Annotated in this window: 13 protein-coding genes; 6 read left to right on the forward strand and 7 right to left on the reverse strand. The window is 70.2% G+C overall.

From position 1 onward, the window contains the following. Positions 1–340 precede the first annotated feature (340 nt). From M673_RS02345 to M673_RS24475, 3 genes are all read left to right on the forward strand, one after another. Positions 341–1,765: an RsmB/NOP family class I SAM-dependent RNA methyltransferase gene (locus tag M673_RS02345; RefSeq protein ID WP_061977587.1), complete on the forward strand. Its 1,425-nt coding sequence runs from the start codon at positions 341–343 to the stop codon at positions 1,763–1,765. Positions 1,766–2,795: 1,030 nt separating this feature from the next. After that, on the forward strand, positions 2,796–4,481 hold the full coding sequence (locus tag M673_RS02350) for a heparinase II/III family protein (protein ID WP_061973283.1): 1,686 nt from the start codon (positions 2,796–2,798) through the stop codon (positions 4,479–4,481). Positions 4,482–4,797: 316 nt separating this feature from the next. Next, on the forward strand, positions 4,798–4,971 hold the full coding sequence (locus M673_RS24475; protein WP_156421143.1) for a hypothetical protein: 174 nt from the start codon (positions 4,798–4,800) through the stop codon (positions 4,969–4,971). A gap of 482 nt (positions 4,972–5,453) precedes the next feature. Here the strand turns inward: M673_RS24475 and M673_RS02355 are convergent, their stop codons facing one another. Then, complete coding sequence (locus tag M673_RS02355) at positions 5,454–5,849, reverse strand: NUDIX domain-containing protein (RefSeq protein ID WP_061973285.1); 396 nt, start codon at positions 5,847–5,849, stop codon at positions 5,454–5,456. Between the two features lie 377 nt (positions 5,850–6,226). On the opposite strand from M673_RS02355, the gene purH reads away from it, so the two are divergent. After that, positions 6,227–7,840, forward strand: coding sequence for a bifunctional phosphoribosylaminoimidazolecarboxamide formyltransferase/IMP cyclohydrolase (gene purH / locus M673_RS02360; RefSeq protein ID WP_061973287.1), 1,614 nt, complete (start codon positions 6,227–6,229; stop codon positions 7,838–7,840). 84 nt (positions 7,841–7,924) lie between these two features. Here purH and M673_RS02365 read toward each other — a convergent pair whose 3' ends face one another. After that, positions 7,925–9,472: an MFS transporter gene (locus M673_RS02365; protein WP_082639129.1), complete on the reverse strand. Its 1,548-nt coding sequence runs from the start codon at positions 9,470–9,472 to the stop codon at positions 7,925–7,927. A gap of 403 nt (positions 9,473–9,875) precedes the next feature. Here M673_RS02365 and M673_RS25075 point away from each other — a divergent pair, with 403 nt between their 5' ends. Next, a complete protein-coding gene (locus M673_RS25075; protein ID WP_274534671.1) occupies positions 9,876–10,007 on the forward strand; it encodes a hypothetical protein in 132 nt (43 codons plus the stop codon). Positions 10,008–10,110: 103 nt separating this feature from the next. Here the strand turns inward: M673_RS25075 and M673_RS02370 are convergent, their stop codons facing one another. The 5 genes from M673_RS02370 to M673_RS02390 form a co-directional block, all read right to left on the reverse strand. Then, positions 10,111–11,190: an acyltransferase family protein gene (locus tag M673_RS02370; RefSeq protein ID WP_061973289.1), complete on the reverse strand. Its 1,080-nt coding sequence runs from the start codon at positions 11,188–11,190 to the stop codon at positions 10,111–10,113. Positions 11,191–11,665: 475 nt separating this feature from the next. Next, the gene (locus M673_RS02375; RefSeq protein ID WP_061973291.1) at positions 11,666–16,543 is read right to left on the reverse strand and encodes an NAD-glutamate dehydrogenase; all 4,878 of its coding nucleotides are present in this window, start codon (positions 16,541–16,543) and stop codon (positions 11,666–11,668) included. 192 nt (positions 16,544–16,735) lie between these two features. Beyond that, positions 16,736–17,368 carry a TPM domain-containing protein gene (locus M673_RS02380; RefSeq protein WP_061973293.1) on the reverse strand — a complete coding sequence of 211 codons (633 nt, stop codon included), beginning with the start codon at positions 17,366–17,368 and terminating at the stop codon, positions 16,736–16,738. A gap of 8 nt (positions 17,369–17,376) precedes the next feature. Further along, the gene (locus M673_RS02385; RefSeq protein WP_061973295.1) at positions 17,377–18,291 is read right to left on the reverse strand and encodes a TPM domain-containing protein; all 915 of its coding nucleotides are present in this window, start codon (positions 18,289–18,291) and stop codon (positions 17,377–17,379) included. A gap of 13 nt (positions 18,292–18,304) precedes the next feature. Next, entirely contained in the window at positions 18,305–18,934 is a 630-nt protein-coding gene (locus M673_RS02390; RefSeq protein WP_061973297.1) for a LemA family protein, read from the reverse strand. A gap of 159 nt (positions 18,935–19,093) precedes the next feature. Here M673_RS02390 and M673_RS02395 point away from each other — a divergent pair, with 159 nt between their 5' ends. Then, on the forward strand, positions 19,094–19,351 hold the full coding sequence (locus M673_RS02395; protein ID WP_061977591.1) for a hypothetical protein: 258 nt from the start codon (positions 19,094–19,096) through the stop codon (positions 19,349–19,351).

A 19,351-nucleotide genomic window follows, 5' to 3' on the forward strand; every position in this document is an offset into this window, starting at 1 on the left:
GGTCGGTCCGCAGACGCATTTCCGCCGTCGCCCCAGGGCGAGACATGCCGCGCAGGCGCGGCAGTGCTGCGCAAGCGCATCAGATGTCTCGTCCGTCCGCATGGACCGTTGCCAATCCTCGCCGATGCGCCCTTACATCACTCAAGTTTGGCGGCTCTCGAACATCAAAAAATCACTTGGCGGGCCTCCGCCGTCGGGTCGTCAAACAGTCTCTCAGGGCATGACGCTCGGGCAGAGGATCGCCGACAACTCTCCCGGCCGGCCGCGAGGGCAGGGCGGTGCGGCCTTCCGTCCTGCCGCGCTCTTGCTCCCGGCCGCGCTCTTGCCCATAGACTGGCCGATGGAAACTCCCCGCACCTCCGCCCGCTCCGCCTCGTCCTCGGGCCGCCGCCCGTCCGGCCGAGGGGGGCGCCCGCCGTCCAACGAGAGCGGCGGCGAGCGCCCGGGCCTCGCCACGCGCCGCACGGCGGCCCGCCTGCTCGCCGCCGTGGTGGACGCCAAGACCTCCGCCGACGGGCTCACCGATCGCCGCCACGGCCATCCCGACATTCTCAAGCTCGACGCGCGCGACCAGGGCCTGGTGCGCGCCATCCTGCTGACCGCGCTGCGCCGGCGCGGCACGATCGAGGCGATCCTCTCCGACTGCCTCGACCGGCCGCTGCCGGGCCGGGCCGATCAGCTGCGCCATCTTCTTCACGTCGGCGCGGCGCAGATCCTGTTTCTCGACGTGCCGGATTCGGCGGCGGTGGATCTCGCCGTCGCCCACGCCTTGGCCGATCCGCGCTCGGAGCGCTTCTCGGGCCTCGTCAACGCCGTGCTGCGGCGCGTGGCGCGCGAAAAGGACGAGTTCCTCGCGCGCTTTTCCGATCCGCGCCTCGACTGCCCGGACTGGCTGTGGACGCGCCTTGCCGCCGCCTATGGCGAGGAGGGTGCGCGCGCCATCGTCGCCATGCACCAGCTGCCGGCGCCGCTCGACCTCACCGCGCGGGGCGATCCGGCGGGCGTGGCGCAAGCGCTCGGCGGCGAGGTGCTGCCCTTCGGCACGGTGCGCCGCCCGCCGGGCGACGAGTCCGTCAGCGACCTGCCGGGCTACGAGGCGGGGGACTGGTGGGTGCAGGACGCCGCCGCCAGCCTGCCGGTGCGCCTCATGGGCGAGGTGACGGGGCTGAGGGTGGCCGATCTCTGCGCCGCGCCGGGTGGCAAGACGGCGCAGCTCGCCGCGCGCGGCGCCAAGGTTACGGCGGTGGAAATCTCGCCCTCGCGCCTGCGCCGATTGAAGGAGAACTTCGCCCGGCTTGGCTTGGAGGCGGAGTTCGTCGGCAGCGATCTCATGCGCTTCGAGACGGACGAGCGCTTCGACGCCGTGCTGCTCGACGCGCCCTGTTCCTCCACCGGAACGATCCGCCGCCATCCCGATGTCGCCTACACCAAGGACGCCGAGGAGGTGCGCAAGCTCGCCGAGGTGCAGGCGCGGCTTCTGGCGCGCGCGGCCGATCTCGTGGCCCCCGGCGGGATGCTTCTTTTCTCCAACTGCTCGCTCGACCCGTTGGAAGGCGAGGAGACGGTCTCGGCCTTTCTCGCCTCGCGCTCGGACTACAGCGTCGAGCCGGTGCGGCCCGACGAGGTGCCGGGCATTAGTGACGCCGTGTCGAAGGAAGGGTATCTGCGCACCACGCCGGCTATGCTGGCGCGCGACACGCCGGCCCTGTCCGGCCTCGACGGCTTCTTCGCCGCGCGTCTGCGGCGCAGCGAGCGGAGCGCCTGAGGGGGCGTTCCGAGGCTGTAAGGGCAGACCAGAAGGGTCGGTCTCGCCGTCGGTTGCGCTAGGGGCGAGACCGGGGACGGGCTCAGGTGGACGGGCGGGGTAGCTGCGCGCTGTCGTGCGTCACCAGCCCGCCCGGGCCGACACGAGACCTACCCATGAAGCATAACCGCTTCGGCGCGTTCGCACGGCTTCGGGGCGATCGGAAAGCAGTCGGCGGGCGTCTTCACTGAGGTTGCGGGGAGGAGCGCAATCCCATCCACTAGACCTCCATGGGGGAAGCCATGCGGCCGGTCTGATCTTGGAGGTATGGGAACCCTTATCCAGGCGCGCCTTCCCTCGCAAGGTCAGTAGGCGAGTCCGATCCGAGCGTGTTGCTTTCTGGAGCATCGCTGGAAACCGGGGCGGGTCGATCCTGCGGCTCCTTTGCACCTCCGCCCGGAGCGAGCCACGCGGTCCGCCTGCGCGCGGGGAAAGTTGCTGACCCTCTCCGATGCTGCCGGGACTCGCTGCGGTCGGCGCGTCCCGAACGGTGAAAAACCGATCGCCAACTCTGCGCCGCCGAATGTCTCAGACGGGCTCTCGCTGGACCGGTGGAAGGACGCGTATCCAAACTGTCGCGCAGTGCCGGTGGGAGCGCGTCCGCCTTTCGCAGCCTTAGCCCACGCCAAAGCCTCCCAAACATTCGACATGTCGCAAGCGATGCAGCCGTCCTTGCGACATGTGCGAAGGGGCTGGACGCGGGCTCGGCACGATCCGTCTCTGAGGTCTCGCAGCCTCAAAAGCCGGCCTCGCCCGACCGGCCCCAAACCCACCCGTTCGCGATCCAGCCTCAGGCCAGCGCAAACGCCCGATTTCACGTTTTCGCGTTCGCGCCGGCCCGCTTTGCTGTCCTGTCATCGATTCGTATTAGGGGCGTATTAACCCTGTTTGCCGAAAATCCGGAGCAACACGACGCGCTTGCCGCACCTCCACCCTGCGGCGCAGGCAGGATCGGGGCACAAGGCCGTTCGTGACGGTCGGGAGAGTTGCGATGACGACGGGATTTGTCGATGAGCCACGCCTCGCGGGACTGATGGTCCGCGAGACGCTGCGCCGCCTGCGCGGCGTCGCGCCGGCCATGGTCGCGCTCTCGCCGCTGGCCGGGCGGCGCGCGGGAAGTCTGGCGGCCGTGCCGGCCGACTTACGCCGCGCCGAGCCGGGCCTCGTGGAAAGCTTCTATTCCGGCCATGTCAGGCTCGCCGGCCATGACGTGGAGTTCGGCAGCCGCTCGCCCTTCGCGCTGCGCCAGGCGCCGCGAAGCTGGATGGCGGAGCTGCACGGTTTTGGCTGGCTGCGCCATTTCACCGAGGCCGGCGACGCGCTCGCGGCCGAGCAGGCGCGCGTGCTGGTGGGCGATTGGCTCGGCTTCGAGCGCCGCGCCCTGCCGCGCCTCGCCTTCGACCACGAAGTCTCCGCCCGCCGCCTCGTCAGCCTCCTGTCCCATTCGCCGATCGTTCTGGCGCAGGCGGACGAGATGTTCGCGCGGCGCTTCGAGGCCGGTCTGGCGCGCCAGACGCGCCATCTCGCCCGCGCCGCCGGCTCGGCGCCGGACGGCATGCCGCGCCTTCTCGCCCGCATCGCGCTCGCCACGGCCGCGCTCTGCCAGCCCGCCCGGCGTTGCGCCGTGCGCGGCGCGGCCAAGCTGCTGGCCGAAGAACTCGACCGGCAGATCCATCCCGACGGGGGCCACGTCTCGCGCAATCCGGCCGCGATCCCCACGCTTCTGGCCGATCTTCTGCCGCTGCGCCAGCTCTTCGCCCATCGCAACCAGGCGATGCCGCGGGCCCTGTTCAGCGCCATCGACCGGATGCTGCCGGCGCTGCGCTTCTTTCAGCATGGCGACGGCGCCCTGGCCCTGTTCAACGGCGCGGGGCTCGCCGACCGCGCGCTGCTGCACCAGCTCCTGCGCTATGACGAGACCTTGGGCGAGCCGGTTTCGGCGCTGCGCCAGTCCGGCTACCAGCGTCTGGCCGCCGGCGGCACCGTGCTTCTGGCCGACACCGGCCTGCCGCCGGCGCCCGCCGTCGCGGGCGAGGCCCATGCCGGCACGCTGGCCTTCGAGTTCTCCTCCGGCCGTCGCCGCATGGTGGTCAATTGCGGCGCGACCGTTCGCGCCGAGGATGCCGGCCGGCGCCTGGCGCGCAACACGGCGGCGCATTCGACCCTGGTGCTGGGCGACCATTCCTCCTCACGCTTCGCCAAGTCGCCCGCGCTGGACCGCTATCTCGGCGTGCCGCTCCTGCCGGGGCCGACCCGCGTTCCCGTCTCGCGCGAGGACACGGGCGAGGGCCAGCTTCTCACCGCCGCCCATGACGGTTACCGCGTCCCCTTCGGCTTCGTCCACGAGCGCGAGATCCATCTGTCGCGCGACGGGCGGCGCATCGAGGGCATCGACCGCTTGTTCCAGGCGAACGGCCGCGCCCATCGCCCGGCCTCGGACGAGCCGCTGGGCATGCTGCGTTTCCATCTCCACCCCGACGTGACCGCCGACGAGACGCCGAGCGGCATCCGCCTCAGCCATGGCGAAGAGGTCTGGTGGTTCCGCAGCGAGGTCGCGGCGCGGCTGGAAGATTCCATCCTCTTCGCCGACCGGAGCGGCGCGCGGCCGACCCTGCAGATCGGCATCGTGTTCGACCCGATGGAGCGCACCGAACTCGCCTGGTGCTTCGAACGCTGAGAGGCGGTTCGATAAAGCGGTCGGGTCGGTCCGCCGGCGCTTGTCCGCCGTCCCCTAGGGCGAGACATCTGCCGCGTGAGCGGCGCACGGGTGAGCCATCTGCGGTGCTCGCGCCAATCCGACGCGCTGGCACTGCCGTCCCGCCGTGCCCGGTCAGCGAAGAATCGCTGTCGGACCGACCCGACCGAGTTTCCAAACAGGCTTCGAGACCGGGCGCATCGTTCGCTTCTGCCGCCCCTGCTTGCGGCGAAGACGCCATGGGGCTGAAAGCCGCCGCCGCCGGCTCTATGTCAGGGTGCGAACCCGGGAGCCCGCCATGCCTCGCCTGTCTCTTCTTCTCGCGCTGCTCTGTGCCGGTCTCGCCGGATGCGGGGGGATGAACCGCGCGGTCGGCGTCCTGCCCAACACTTTGGACGACCTCGCCCGTCGCACCGAGCCGATGCGCCCCGGCCAGCAGCCGGGCGACGAAGCGCTGGCGGCGACCCGCTGAGGCTAGACGTTCAGTTACCCCGCCATCGGCTGCGCCCGGCTGCATTTCGCGGTCAAAAAGCACCTAGCGAACATCTCGTGGGGACAGCTAGTCGGGTCCATTTCGCCGTGGACTTCGTCTCAAATGCTTGGCCCTGCGTGCTCGCACGATTGCGTCTCGCTCCACGACGATAAACAGAAATCCCTCCGGCCATCCTCCGCCCGGAGGTTCTGTCAGACGCTCCAAGGCACTGACCGCAGCTGCCGCGTCCCGACCTGCAACCCGAGCTATGTCAGCCGGCTTGGTTCAATGCTTGAAACGAGATGGAGCCGGCTAAGATCGGGCCGAAGTTCCGGGTGAAGGACGGCTGAGGATTGGGTCCGCTGGAGAGGGCGAGTGCCGTCGATATTGGCGGCACAGCTTGAGTCTTTGCGGCGAAGCGCGCAGGCGAAAGACCCTGGCCCGCCGAGCTGGCAAGTCCTGAAAAGCCCCCGGCGTCCGATCTACCTCGCCAGCACCTGTGCGGCCATGCGCACGGCTTCCGACAAGGGCTCCGGCAGCGCGTCCAGCGCGAACCAGCCGAGCCCGCCATGCTTCTCCGGCTCCAAAAGGCGCGGCTCGCCCTCGAACTCGGTGGCGAGAAAGACCGGCGAGACCCAGTGCGTGCCGCCCGCCCGGTCGATCAGGTCCACCAGGCAGAGCAGTTGCAGCGGCCCGACCGCGATGCCGAGTTCTTCCGCCGTCTCGCGCGCGGCCGCCGCATCGGACGTCTCGAACAGATCGACCTTGCCGCCGGGAAAGCTCCAGCAGCCCGCCTCCGGCGCCCGCAGCCGCTGGACCAGAAGAAGCTGGTTGTCCCGCAGGATCGCGATCCCGCAGCCGACGCCGGGTGAATTCATGGTCCGTCTCCTTTACCAAGGCACCCTGAATAGGGATCGCCCGGCCGGCGTCAACCGGCCTCCGCCGGGCGCTCCGACGGTTGGCGCGCTCGACTGGGCTTCGCCACCATCGGCTTCCGCCCACGAGGGCTGCGGCCCCGACCCGCGCGACAAATTTCCGGTGCCGATCTTCGGCCCCGCCCTGTCGGCACACGCCGCGAGGCGAGGGGACGGCGTCGGACAGCGCGCCTGCCGCGCGCTCCAAGCTTCCGCTGCATGGCCAAATGGCCGAAGACCGTTGTTCCCCGCCCTTTTGCGCTTTATGGGGAGGACAATCTGTCCGGGGCTTCTCGGGCTTTGCTGACCCTGACCGCCCCTTCCAGCCTGGAGTGCCGCCCATGGCCGTCGCCGCCAATCTCTACCCCGCCCCTGATCGCCATCCCGTACGCCGCGCGCTTCTCTCCGTCTTCGACAAGACCGGCCTCGTGGATCTCGCCCGGGGCCTTGCCGCGCGCGGCGTCGAGCTGGTGTCCACCGGCGGCACGCGCGCCGCGATCGAGGCCGCCGGCCTGCCGGTGCGCGACGTCAGCGAACTGACCGGCTTTCCCGAGATCATGGACGGACGGGTGAAGACGCTGCATCCCGGCGTCCACGGCGGTCTGCTCGGCATGCGCGCCGACCCCGCGCATCAGGCGGCGATGGACGAGCACGGCATTTCCGGCCTCGACCTTCTCGTGGTCAATCTCTACCCCTTCGCCCAGACCGTGGCGTCCGGCGCCGACAAGGCGGCGATCATCGAGAATATCGACATCGGCGGCCCGGCCATGATCCGCGCCGGCGCCAAGAACCACGCCTATGTCAGCGTTCTGACCGACCCCGCCGACTACGACGGCTTCCTCGCCGCACTGGAAGAGGGCAAGGGCGAGGTCGAGCTCGACCTGCGCCGCCGCCTCGCCGGCAAGGCCTATGGGCTGACGGCGGCCTATGACGCGGCGGTCTCGACATGGTTCGCCGGCGTCACGCAGGACGTCTCGCCCGCCCGCCGCGCCTTTGCCGGCACGCTGGCCTCCTCGCTGCGCTATGGCGAGAACCCGCACCAGAGCGCTGCCTTCTATCTCGACGGCTCCAACCGCGCGGGCGTCGCCACCGCCCGGCAGGTGCAGGGCAAGGAACTCTCCTACAACAACATCAACGACACGGACGCCGCCTTCGAGCTGGTGGCCGAGTTCGACCCCGCCCGCACGGCCGCCGTCGCCATCATCAAGCACGCCAACCCCTGCGGCGTGGCCGAGGGCGGCAGCCTGATCGAGGCCTATGGCAAGGCGCTGGCCTGCGACCCCGTTTCGGCCTTCGGCGGCATCGTGGCGCTGAACCGCCGGCTCGATGCGGCGTCGGCGGCGGAGATCGTCAAGGTCTTCACCGAGGTCATCATCGCGCCCGAGGCGGACGAGGAGGCGATCGCGCTGGTGGCCGCCAAGAAGAACCTGCGCCTGCTTCTGACCGGCGGCCTGCCGGACCCGCGCACGCCGGGGCTCCTCGTCAAGTCCGTGGCCGGCGGCCTGCTCGTCCAGAGCCGGGATGCCGGAACGGTGGACGCGCTGGATCTGAAGGTCGTCACCAAGCGCGCGCCGAGCGAGCGCGAAATGGCGGACCTGCGCTTCGCCTTCCGCGTCGCCAAGCATGTGAAGTCCAACGCCATCGTCTATGTCCGCGATCTCGCGACGGTGGGCATCGGCGCCGGCCAGATGAGCCGGGTGGATTCGGCCCGCATCGCCGCCCGCAAGGCCGAGGATGCGGCACAGGCAGCCGGCGGCGAGGTGCTGACGCGCGGCTCGGCCGTGGCGTCGGACGCCTTCTTCCCCTTTGCCGACGGGCTGCTGTCGGCGGTCGCGGCCGGCGCGACGGCGGTGATCCAGCCCGGCGGCTCGATGCGCGATCAGGAAGTGATCGACGCCGCCGACGAGCACGGCATCGCCATGGTCTTCACCGGGATGCGCCATTTCCGCCATTAAAGCACTTCCAGGCAAAGCGGACACGCGTTGCTTGGAATAATGCTGTCAAAACAAAGAGCTAAAGCCCTGTCGGTGAATCCGAATTCACCGGAAAGGTTTTAGAGGCGGATCGCCCCCTCCAGCCGCCCCCGGCGCGATGTGCCGGGGCAGCAGCAGGAGACCCGAGACGAAGAACAGGCCGATCACCGCCATGCCGATGCGCGTGGCGGTGGTGGGCTCGGTCCAGAGGCTGGCGAGCGCCGTCGCGCCCGCCACCATGAGCGGCGCCCGGAAACCCGTGGCCCGGCCCGCCAGCGCATAGAGCCCGAACCAGCGCGCGGCGTCCGCCACCGGGACGGCCATGGCCAGCGCCGAGCGCGAAGACGCCTGCACCGGGCCGAAGGCGATGCCGATCATCAGGCCATAGAGCAGGAACGCCTTCTCGGCCGGCTGGCCGAAGAGCCCCGCCGCGCCCTCGCGGGCCGCGAAGGAGACGAGGCCGAACAGGGTCGAACTGGGCCCGGTGGACACGATGCCGAGCGTCGCCAGCGTCAGCAGCGCCAGCCCGGCGAGGAGAACCGGGCGCGGGCCGAAGCGCCGGTCCAGAAACGCCGCGCCGAGGCAGCCGAAGGTCGCGGCGATGGCGAGAAGCAGGCCGAAGACGCCGCTTTCGGTCGTGGTCCAGCCGAAGGTCGCCGCCGCGAAGGCGCCGCCCAGCACGAGAAGCGCGTTGATCCCGTCCTGATAGAGCATGCGCGCGCCGATGAAGCGGGCAAGGCGGGGATGGGCGAGGAGGTCGCCGCGCAGCGTGCGCCAGAAGGGTGCGGGCGTGTCCGTCTCAAGCCGCTCCACCGGCGCCCGGCGCGGCCGATCCGGCACGAACAGGAACATCGGCCAGACGAAGGCGAGATACCAGAGCGCGGCGAGCGGGCCGCTGGCGCGCGCGCCCTCGAAGCTTGCGGGGTCGAGACCGAAAAGCGGGGCGAGGCCGAGCAGCGTCCGCCCCGTGTCGGGCTCGGCGGCGAGCAGGCCCAGCGTCACGATCAAGGCCAGGATGCCGCCGACATAGCCCGTGCCCCAGGCGATGTTGGACACGAGGCCGAGCGAGGCGCGGGGCACGAGGCTCGGCAGCAGCGTGTCGTTGAGCACGACCGATAGTTCTGCCGCGACGCCGGCCAGCACCACGGAGATCGCGATCGGCAGCAGCGCCGAACCGGGCGCGGCCGTCCAGAGGGCGAAGCAGGCGACGACCTGCACCAGTGCGAGCAGGAGGAGGAGGGGCTTCACCGGCCCCAACCGGTCGGCCCGCTGGCCGAGAAGCGGCGAGGCGATGGCGACCAGAAGGCCCGTCGCCCCCGCCGCCAGCGCCCAGGCCGACTGGCCCCGGGCGGGGTCTTCCGCCAGATGCGCCACGAAATAAGGGCCGAACACGAAGGTCAGAACCACGGTGAAGAAGGGCTGCGCAGCGAAGTCGAAGCCGATCCAGCTCCAGACCGCGAGGCGCCGAAGCGGCTTGGCCGGAGGCTCGGGGCCATCCGGCGCGTCGGGCTCGGCACCGATGTCGTGGCGCGGGCCGCCGGCCAGGCGCTCGGCCGCCGGGTGGCCGGTGCGCGGGGGCGCGCCAAGGGCGTGTTCGGGCAAGGGCTCTGTCATGCTCGGCTCCCGTCGATGGTCCGCGCGCCCCTCCCGGTTCGGGCGGGGTGGCCGGCATAGGCTCTAGAGCGTGTTTGGCGCCATGGACAGGTTCTTGTGTCGGACCGGGCATCCTTGCCGATCCCTGCCGCGCCGGTGCGGCGGCGCCCTGGCCACCCCGCCTCTGGGTTGCACTCCGGCGACCCGCGGCGGATGGCGCAGAACCGGTCTCGGAAGACTTGGCAGGCCGGGCCCGGCAGCGCGGTTCGACGGAAACGGTCAAGGCAAGGCAGCGCCTTGCCAAGACTTCATGCGCAGCCCCCGCAAGGCCTCTTGTGGCCCCGCGAAAAACAGCCCACAAAACCGCTTCGACCACGGGTTCAGTCCTGGAATTCCCGGACGCGTCGGTCAACGGGAGGACATCATGGCCAAGGGTCAGATGCGCAGCAACAAGGAAACGCGCAAGCCGAAGGCGGACAAGACCAAGAAGGTCGAGCCGACCGCGATTGGCGTCCCCGGCAAGTTCGCGACACCCCAGAAGGACACCAAGAAGTAAGATGCCTTTCGCCGCGACCGGCGGCGCATGTCGCCGGTCGCTAGGAAGGATGGGGTGAGTTCAGCCTCCGCCGTGCTCGATGCTGGTCTCTTGGGACAATCCATCACGAACCGAGCGGTGCGGGGATCGGCGCTCCGGGGTCGATGTCGGTGGCGCTCGGGCGCCCTGTCCTCCGGCCGCGAACGAAGGCTCGGAGCGGCGTCTCGACGAAGCGATAGAGCAGCCAGCCCGCTCCGATCGACACCAGGATCGCCGCAATCACCACGGCCCCTTCGGCCAGGGGCGACGCGGCGGCGAGGCCGAGACGCCGGCCCACCTGGCGGAACGCGGTCAGGACGAAGGGGTGGGCAAGATAGAGCGAGTAGGACGCATCCCCCAACTCGCGCAGCCAGGGCGCCTCGAAAAGCTGCCCCTGCCGCTCCCGGCACAGGCCGGCGAAGACGATCAGCGTGGCGCCCGACCCGAACCAGGCGACCCGCGAGAACCCGTCGCCGCTCTGCCGCTCCGCGCCAAGTCCCATCAGCAGCATGCCGACGAGCACGCAGCCGAAGAGAACCACGCCGGGCAAGGCGGGAAAGCGCTCGGACCGCAGCGCGTAGCCCAGCACGGCGCCGGCCAGGAACTCCAGAAGAAACGGGTGTGTGTAGGTCTGCAGCACCGGGCTTTGCGGCGTCAGCAGGGCGCCGAGGGCGACGAGGCCCGTAATCGTGGCGAGGAGCGCCAGCATCCGTGGCCCCTTGCGCGGGATCAGCAGCATGATGGCGAAGAGGGCATAGAAGTACACTTCGTAGACCAGCGTCCAGCCGATCTTCAGAACCGGCGCGTCGTCATGCGCGATCAGCAAGAGCGACAGGACGGCATGGGAGAGCGTCGCCGACCCGTCGATAAAGGCGGAAGGCAGGACGACGTAGAGCCCCAGGCTCGTGAGCGTCAGCAGCCAATAGAGGGGATAGACGCGTTCGAAGCGCCGCCGAAGAAACGCGACCGGCCGCATCGGCCGGCCAAGCGTGGTGTGCATCATGATGAAGCCGCTGATGCAGAAGAAGAGATCCACGCCGGAATAGCCGAACTTGCGCGGCAGGCCCCAGGCATAATCGGCGAGATAGACCTTGGTGTGGAAGTAGACGACCAGGACCGCCGCCACGCCGCGCAGGTATTGGATCGATAAAAAAGTGCGAGGCATAGGCCGGATCTGGATGGGAGAAATTCCGGAACTCTATTGATCTGCTGATGGTTCGGAAAGGATACGACTTATCCTGTTCTTATAAATCTAAAATCTATATTTTAAAAGACGGGTGAGTTCCGCTTTCCCGTTGCGACCCTTCCATCCGTCCCTGCGCTGTGGCGCGGTCATAGGTGAAGCGGCCGTTATCCCGCGAGGGCAGTCCACCGATGGTCCGCCCTATGCGCCCGGTTGGTTGCCAGGCGGCCGACCGGCAAACCTCCCCCACGCCATAGGGTCGGCAGAGAGGTCGCAACTTGCGCGGAGGCTAGCCCTTTCGGTCCATCCCGGGCTTGTTGTCAGGCCGCCAAGGCTCCTTTTTGAAGCATCATGAGCATGGCCCTGCGGTTGCCGCGCTGATGCTCCAACCATCTTCGGTGACGGGGCCGGCGCCGCATGGCGCGCCGGCCCCGTCGATGCCTTCCCTCGGCCCCGTCTAGTGCCCCAGATCCTGCAAGAGGCCAGCGGCGAGCGTCAGGCGGGAGACGGAGGTTTCGCCGGTGCCGGCGAGGCGCGCCATCTGCTCGCTGGCATCGCGCAGGGCGTCGCCCTGGCTGGCGAGCCAGTCGGCCACGGGGTTTTCGCCCTCGCCCTTCTGAAGCGCGAGGGTCGTCAGGCGGCGGCGCTCGCGGGCGATCTGGCTCGCGGCGCGCTCGAGCGCCAGTGTCTCGTAATAGTCGGTCGGGCGCAGAGTGCCGAGCGCGGCTTCCAACTGACCAATGCGCAGGGCATGGGACAGTTCGAACGTGGCGCGCACTGTGGCTTCGATCGGCTGCGATGTTTCACGTGAAACGGCGTCCATGTCCGGCACTAAGGCCAGCAGCGGCAGGAGGGCGAGGTCGGCGGCTAGATCCTGCGGCACGCCGCGTTGGACGAACTCGGCCTCCGCCGCTTCCACGCCCTGCCGGGCGCGCTCGCTGGCCAAACTCGCCAGTTGGGGCTTCAAGCGTCGCACCCGCTCCTGAAGCGCCGCGACGGCCGGGCCGAGATCCACCGTGCCAGCCCGCACCAGGCCGACCGTCACCCGCTGGAGGAAGGCGGACACGGCGGCATAGAGCTCGTTCTGCGTGTCGCCGGGCAGGGCGGCGTCGAGCGCGTCGATCCGGGCCAGGAGATCGGCCATCTCGAACCCGTCCGCCGCCAGGACGAAGCCTTGGCAGACCGCGCTGGCGTTGCGGCCCGTTGCGTCGCGCAGCACCACGGCGAAGCTCGGGCCCAAGCGGTTGACGAGGTCGTTGGCCAGACCCGTCGCGACGATCTCGCGGCGCAGCCGGTGCCCGTCGATCTCGGCGGCGAAGCGCTGGCGCATGGCCGGCGGGAAGTAGGAGACGAGCCGCTCGTGCAGATAGTGATCGTCCGGCAGCGGGCCGGAGACGATGCCGTTGAACAGGTCGATCTTGGCATAGGCGAGGAGCACGGCGAGTTCGGGCCGGGTCAGGCTCTGGCCCTTGGCGCGAAGATCGGCGATCGCCGCGTCGGTGGGCAGCGTCTCCACCGCGCGGTCGAGCGCGCCGGTCTCCTCCAAGACGCTCATCAGACGGGCCTGGAGCGACAGGCGGGCCGCGCCCGCGCGCTGTTCCAGCGAGAGCGCCAGGGTCTGCTCGTAATTGTTGCGCAGAACCAGCCGCGCCACGTCGTCGGTCATGGAGGCGAGCAGCGTATCGCGGTCGGGGCGGAGCAGGCGCCCGCCGGCGACCGCCGCGCGCAGCGCGATCTTGATGTTCACCTCGACGTCCGACGTGTTGACGCCCGCCGAATTGTCAATCGCGTCCGTGTTCAGCCGCACGCCGGCGCGGGCCGCCTCGATGCGGGCCTGCTGGGTGAGCGCGAGATTGGCGCCTTCGCCGACCACCTTGGCGCGGATGTCGCGACCCGTGATGCGCACGGCGTCGTTGGCGCGGTCGCCCACATCCAGATTGCTCTCCGCGCGGGCGCGCACATAGGTGCCGATGCCGCCGAACCAGAGCAGGTCCACCGGCGCGCGCAGGATGGCGGTGATGACCTCCTGCGGCGTGCCGGTTCGCTTGTCCCAGCCGATCGCCTCGGCGGCCTCGGCCGAGAGGGTGATGCGCTTTTCGCGGCGCGAGAAGACGCCGCCGCCTGCGGAGATTTTCGAGCGGTCGTAGTCGTTCCAGGAGGAGCGCGGGAGGTCGAACAGGCGGCGCCGCTCGGCATAGGACGAGGCCGGGTCCGGCTGCGGGTCGATGAAGATGTCGCGATGGTCGAAGGCGGCGACGAGGCGCGTCTGGGTCGAGAGCAGCATGCCGTTGCCGAACACGTCGCCCGACATGTCGCCGCAGCCGGCTGCGGTGAAGGGCTCGGACTGGATGTCCCAAGCCTTGTCGCTGGCGCCCATCTCGCGGAAATGGCGCTTCACCGCCTCCCAGGTGCCGCGCGCCGTGATGCCCATGGCCTTGTGGTCGTAGCCCGCCGAGCCTCCGCTAGCGAAGGCGTCGCCCAGCCAGAAGCCGCGCGCCTCGGCCACGGCATTGGCCGTGTCGGAGAAGGTGGCCGTGCCCTTGTCGGCCGCCACCACGAAATAGGGATCGAGATCATCGTACCGCACGACGCCGTCGGGCGTCACCGTCTCGCCCGCCCCATCGATATTGTCTGTGACCGACAGGAGCGAGGCGATGAAGACGATATAGGCCGAGCGGCCGGCCTCGAACCAGACGTCCCGCTGCGCGGGGTCGGGCAGGCGCTTGGGGTAGAAGCCGCCCTTGGAGCCGACCGGCACGATCACCGCGTTCTTGACCTGCTGCGCCTTCACGAGGCCGAGCACCTCGGTCCGGTAGTCCTGGGAGCGGTCGGACCAGCGCAGGCCGCCGCGCGCCACCGGGCCGAAGCGCAGATGCACGCCCTCGACGCGCGCGTCGAACACGAAGATCTCGCGGTAGGGCACGGGCGCGGGAACGCCCTCCAGAAGATGCGGGTCGAACTTGAAGGCGAGCGCCGGCTCGACCTGCGTCGGCCGCGAGTTGGGATCGGCCGAAACATGGGGCACGGCGTAGAAATTGGTGCGCAGCGTGGCGAGCACGGCGGAGAGGAGGCGGCGGGCGACGCGGTCCTCGTCCAGCGTTTCCAAGGCGTCGAGCGAGGCGCGAAGGCGCAGGAGAACCGGCAGCGCGCCGCGCCGGGCGGCGCGCTCGGCCTCGCCGTCGCCCTTCAGCTCATCGGGGAGATCATCCGCCTGGTCGGCGCGCGCGGGGTCGAAGCTGGCAGTAAAAAGCAGGGCGAGATCGCGCGCGATACCCGGCTGGCGCTCCAATACCTGCGCGATGAAGGCGTCGGTATAGGCAAAGCCGGTCTGCCTGACATAGCGGGCATAGGCGCGCAGCAGATTGGCGGTGCGCCAGTCCAGCCCGGCGGCGAAGACCAGCGCGTTGAACCCGTCGTTCTCGATGCGCCCGTCCGTGACGGCGGCAAAGGTCGCCTCCAGCGCGGCGCCGCCATCGGGCAGGGCGATCTCGCCGCCCGAGCGCAGCGTCAGTTCCATGTCGTGCAGCCACACGGTCGTCTCATCCGGCCGGCGCATTTCGAAGGAGCGCTCGGCCACCGCCGAGAAGCCCATATTCTCCAGGATCGGCACGCGGCGCGAAAGCGACAGCGGCTGGGCGAGATTGTAGAGGCGAAGCCGCAGAACCTCGGCACTGTCGTTCGGCCGGCGATAGAAATCGGCGGCGAGGCGCTGCGTGTCGGACAGCGCCAGCATGTGGAGCGCGTCGCCCACCGCTTCGTCCGGCGGCACGAGGTCGCGGTAGCCGTCCGGCAGGCCGGGCGCCATGGCCATCAGCTCGCCATGCTTGCCGGCGAGCGCGCTTGCCCGCTCGAAGCCGAGCATCCAGTCGCGGGCGAGATCGGTGATCGCGGCTTCCAGCTCGGCCGGGTCGGGCTGCGGGGTCGGGCCGCCGCGACGGCCGATGATGAAGTGTATCGAGGCGAGCGACCCTTCGGGGAAGGCGGGATACCAGGCCGAGACATGGCCGTCGTAGCGCTCGGCCAGGAGCAGCCCAATCTCGTCGCGCAGCCGCGCGTCGTAGCGGTCGCGCGGCACGAAGACGAGGACGGAGGCGAAGCGGTCGAACCGGTCGATGCGCGGCAGGACGCGGATGCGCGGGCGCTCGCCCAGCTCCGTCACGACGCCGATGAAGTCGGCGAGGAGATCGGTGTCGATCTGGAACATCTCGTCGCGCGAATAGGTGTCGAGCGCGACGCGCAGGGCCTTGGCCGAATGCGAACGGGGCGAGAAGGCGAAGCGCTCGATCACCGCCTCGGCCTTGCGGCGCAGAAGCGGGATGGAGAGAACCGAACTCGCATAGGCGTTGGAGGCGAAGAGGCCAACGAGCCGGGTTTCCCCGACGAGCCGCCCTTCCGCGTCGCGCCGTTTGATGCCGACATAATCCATGTAGACGCGGCGATGAACGCGCGAGCGGGCGTTCGCCTTGGCGACGATGAGCGGCGCGGGGTCCTCCAGAAAGGCGCGGACCTCGGCGCTGGTGGCCGAGCCCGGCGCCTCGCGGCGCAGGACGCGCACCTCCGGGTCGGTCAGGATGCCGAGTTCGGAGCCCTCGACGCGGCGCAGCGCCTCACCCTCGGGGAAGTAGCTGAAGTCGCGAAGGCCGAGGAAGATGAAGTTCTCGTCGCAGAGCCAGCGCAGGAGCGCGGCGCCTTCGCGCTCGGCATCGGCGCGGGCGGGGTCGCCCTCACTTGCGGCGCGCGCTTCGATCTCGCCGGCGGCGGCCTCGACGCGGGCGCGCATGGCCTGATGGTCGCGATTGACGACGCCGACTTCGCTGAGGATCGCTTCCAGATCGCGGGCCAGCGCTTCTTCCGCGCGCGGCTCGGCGGTGGGCTCGATCGCCACCTGGATCAGGCTGACGCGCTCCGTTCCGCCTTCGCGGCCGGCGGCGCGGAACGCGGCCGGCGCGCCGGAGGCATCGCGCGACACGTCGAGCACGGGATGGGACACGGCGTGGATGGCCGGGGCGCGGGAGGCGATGGCGGCCGTCACGCTGTCGAACAGGAAAGGCATATCGTCATGGACGAGCGTGACCAGCGTCACGGGTTCGCCGAGGCGCGCCGCCTCGCTGAAGCGCTCGACGCGGACCTTGGACCCGCCGGGGCGATGGGCGGCGAGAAGATCGGCGGCGCGCTCGGCCATGCCGGCGAGAAAGGCGGGGTCGAAGGGCGCGAGATCCTCGGCCGGCGGGCGCGCGAAGAGAAGAGGCGCGAGCCGTGCCGCCATGCCGCCGTCCGGCAGGCGCGACAGGGCCGCTTGGAGGATGGCGCGCTTCTCGCCGGTGGAATCGGGCATGGTGCTTCCTCGCTTGGAACCGCAGGGCTGTTCTCGCCCCGTTCGGTCGGGGAGGGACCCTGGCAAGACCGGCTGGCGCGGGGCTTTCCGCCGCCTCGGGCGTGCCGGTCCTTCTCTAATCGGCGTTCGCGACGGGCCGATGGCAGGCCCGCTCTCCGTTTGGGTGTCGCCACCAAGGATGGGACGGCGCGCTCAGATTTCCACCAGCCGGTCCGGAATGGCGTTGCGCCCGGCCGGGTCCGGCGGAAAGCGGGCGGCGAGCAGCGCGCCGCTGCGGCCCACCGCCGCCTCGAAGCCTTCGACCAGCCGGTCGCCCTTGGCGGCCTCCACCAAGCCGGCGACGATCCCGTCCCATTCGGCCTGAGGCACCTCGGCCGCGATGCCCTCGTCGGCGATCACCTCGGCATAACGTTCCGCCTCCGAAACGAAAAGGAGGACGCCGGTGCGCTCGGGCGTGCGGTGGAGATTGTGGGCGAGGAACTGCGCCCGCGCCATGCGCGCGGCACGCGCCCGGGCGAGGGCCGGGGGCACGAAGAGCATGGTGAGATGCGAGGAGCGCAGGAGAAGAAAGAGGATCGCAGCGCCTGCCAGCTGCGCGGTTTCCACCAGAAGGGCGGGAAGGGCGAGGCCCGACAGAGCGGCGACGAGCGCCGCCACCCAGCCGAAGAGGAGCGAGAGCGCCAGCGCCAGCGTGGCGGCGACGAAGCGATAATCGTCGCTCGCGCGGGCGAAGACGGCATAGATCTCGCCGCCGGTCTCCCGCTCCGCCGCCGCGATGGCCCCGGCGATGCGGGCATGGTCCTCTGGGGTGAAACGAAGCGCCATCCTGTCTCCTACCAGCTTCCCGACGAGCCGCCGCCGCCAAAGGACCCGCCGCCGCCCGAGAAGCCGCCGCCGGACGAAGAACCGCCGCCGCCCCAGCCCGAGCCGCCTCCGAACCCACCGCCCCAGCCGGGGCTGATGGGAATGGCGCGTCGGCGCCGGCGGGCGGGCATGGCCGAGCCGCCGTCCGGCCCGCTTCCGGGGCCTCCGCGCCCGCCGCCGAAAAGGCGCGACAGGAGGGCGGCCAGAAGCGGGCCGACGGCGACGAAGAGAATGAAGAGGATGACCGCAAGGCTCAGCCAGCCATCCGAGCCCTGTCCCTGTCCCTGCCCCTGGCCCTGCCAGCCTGCGTTACGCTCGGCGCGGGCCTGGACCTCGGCGGCGTCGCCGCCCAGGATCTGCAGGATGGCGTCGGTTCCGGCGCGGATGCCGCCGGGATAGTCGTTGGCGCGAAAGCGCGGCAGGATGTCGTTCTCGATCACGAGCCGCGACAGCGCGTCGGTCAGCGTGCCCTCCAGCCCATAGCCGACCTCGATGCGCACGCGCCGGTCGTTCTTTGAAACGAGAAGGATGACGCCGTTGTTCTCACCCTCCCGCCCGATGCCCCAGGCGCGGCCTAGCCGGTAGCCGTAGTCGGCGATCTCGTACCCTTGCAGATCGGGCACGGTGGCGACCACGACCTGATCGCTGGAGCGCTGCTCGAAGGCCTCGAGCTTTTGCGTCAGCTCCGCCTTCGTGGCCGTGTCCAGAAGGCCCGCGCTGTCCACCACCCGGCCGGAAAGCGGCGGGAAGGTCTGCGCCAGGGCTGGCCCCGCAAGGGCAAACCCCACGAAAAGCGGGAGCGTCAGAAGGGCCAGCAGCCAGAGCGCGGCGAGCGCCGAGGCGCGAACCGGCCGCTTTGTCTGACGGGCAGGATGGGCGCGCATGGCCGCCCTCGCCTCAGCGGTTGAACGAGACGGGCGGCGGCGTCGCGGCGCCGGTGTTGGCTTCGAAGACCTGCATGGGCTTGGAGTCGGGGTAGAGGACACCGGCGATCCAGCGGCCCGGAATGGTGCGAAGCTCGGTGTTGTAGGCCTGCACCGCCTCGATATAGTCGCGCCGCGCCACGGCGATGCGGTTTTCGGTGCCTTCCAGCTGGCTCTGCAGAGCCAGGAAATTGGCGTTGGACTTGAGGTCGGGATAGCGCTCCACGGTGACGAGCAGGCGGGACAGGGCGCCGCCCAACTCCTCCTGCGCGGTCTGGAAGCGCTGCACGGCGGCGGGGTCGGTCAGCTGGTCGGCGGTGATCGTGGTCTGCGTCGCCTTGGCGCGCGCTTCCGTCACCGCCACCAAGACGTCGCGCTCCTGCGCGGCATAGCCTTTCACGGTTTCCACCAGATTGGGGATCAGATCGGCGCGGCGCTGGTACTGGTTCTGCACCTCGCCCCAGCTCGCCTTGGCGCGCTCTTCCAGCGTCGGCACGTTGTTGACGCCGCAGGCCGACAGAAGCGGGGCGAGAACCAGGAGCGCGAGGGCGAGGCGCCACCTTGCGAAGCGGGAAACGCCCGAGGGGGCGAGCGACAGGGACACGGGGGCAGTCCTCCGGGATGCGGGCACGTTCGCGCCATATAGGGCAAGATGTCGCGGCGGGCAGGGCCCGCGCCCCGACCCTCGGCAGGGGGGCGAATTCGTGTGCGACAAGCGGGCGCCGACTTGCCCGAAGCCCGCTTTTCCGGCAGGTTCGCCGCCATGACAGGACGATCCGACGACCGGGAGCGCCGCGACGAGGCCGAGGCCATCCTGCGCCGCGTGCGCCAGGAGACCGAGCCGCAGACCGGGGTCGCGGCCGAGCGGATGGTGCTCGGCGCGCGGCGGCATTTCTGGGCGGGCGATGCCGACCCGGCCGATCGGATCGAGGTCTGGGGCACGCGCATCGGCCGGCTGGCGGGGCTGGCGGCCTTTCTCGTGCTCGCCGTGCTACTCGTCATCCAGCTTTTGGCGGAGTGA

Origin of the sequence: Aureimonas sp. AU20, from assembly GCF_001442755.1 — a bacterium.
In the GTDB taxonomy this organism is placed as follows: Bacteria; Pseudomonadota; Alphaproteobacteria; order Rhizobiales; family Rhizobiaceae; genus Aureimonas.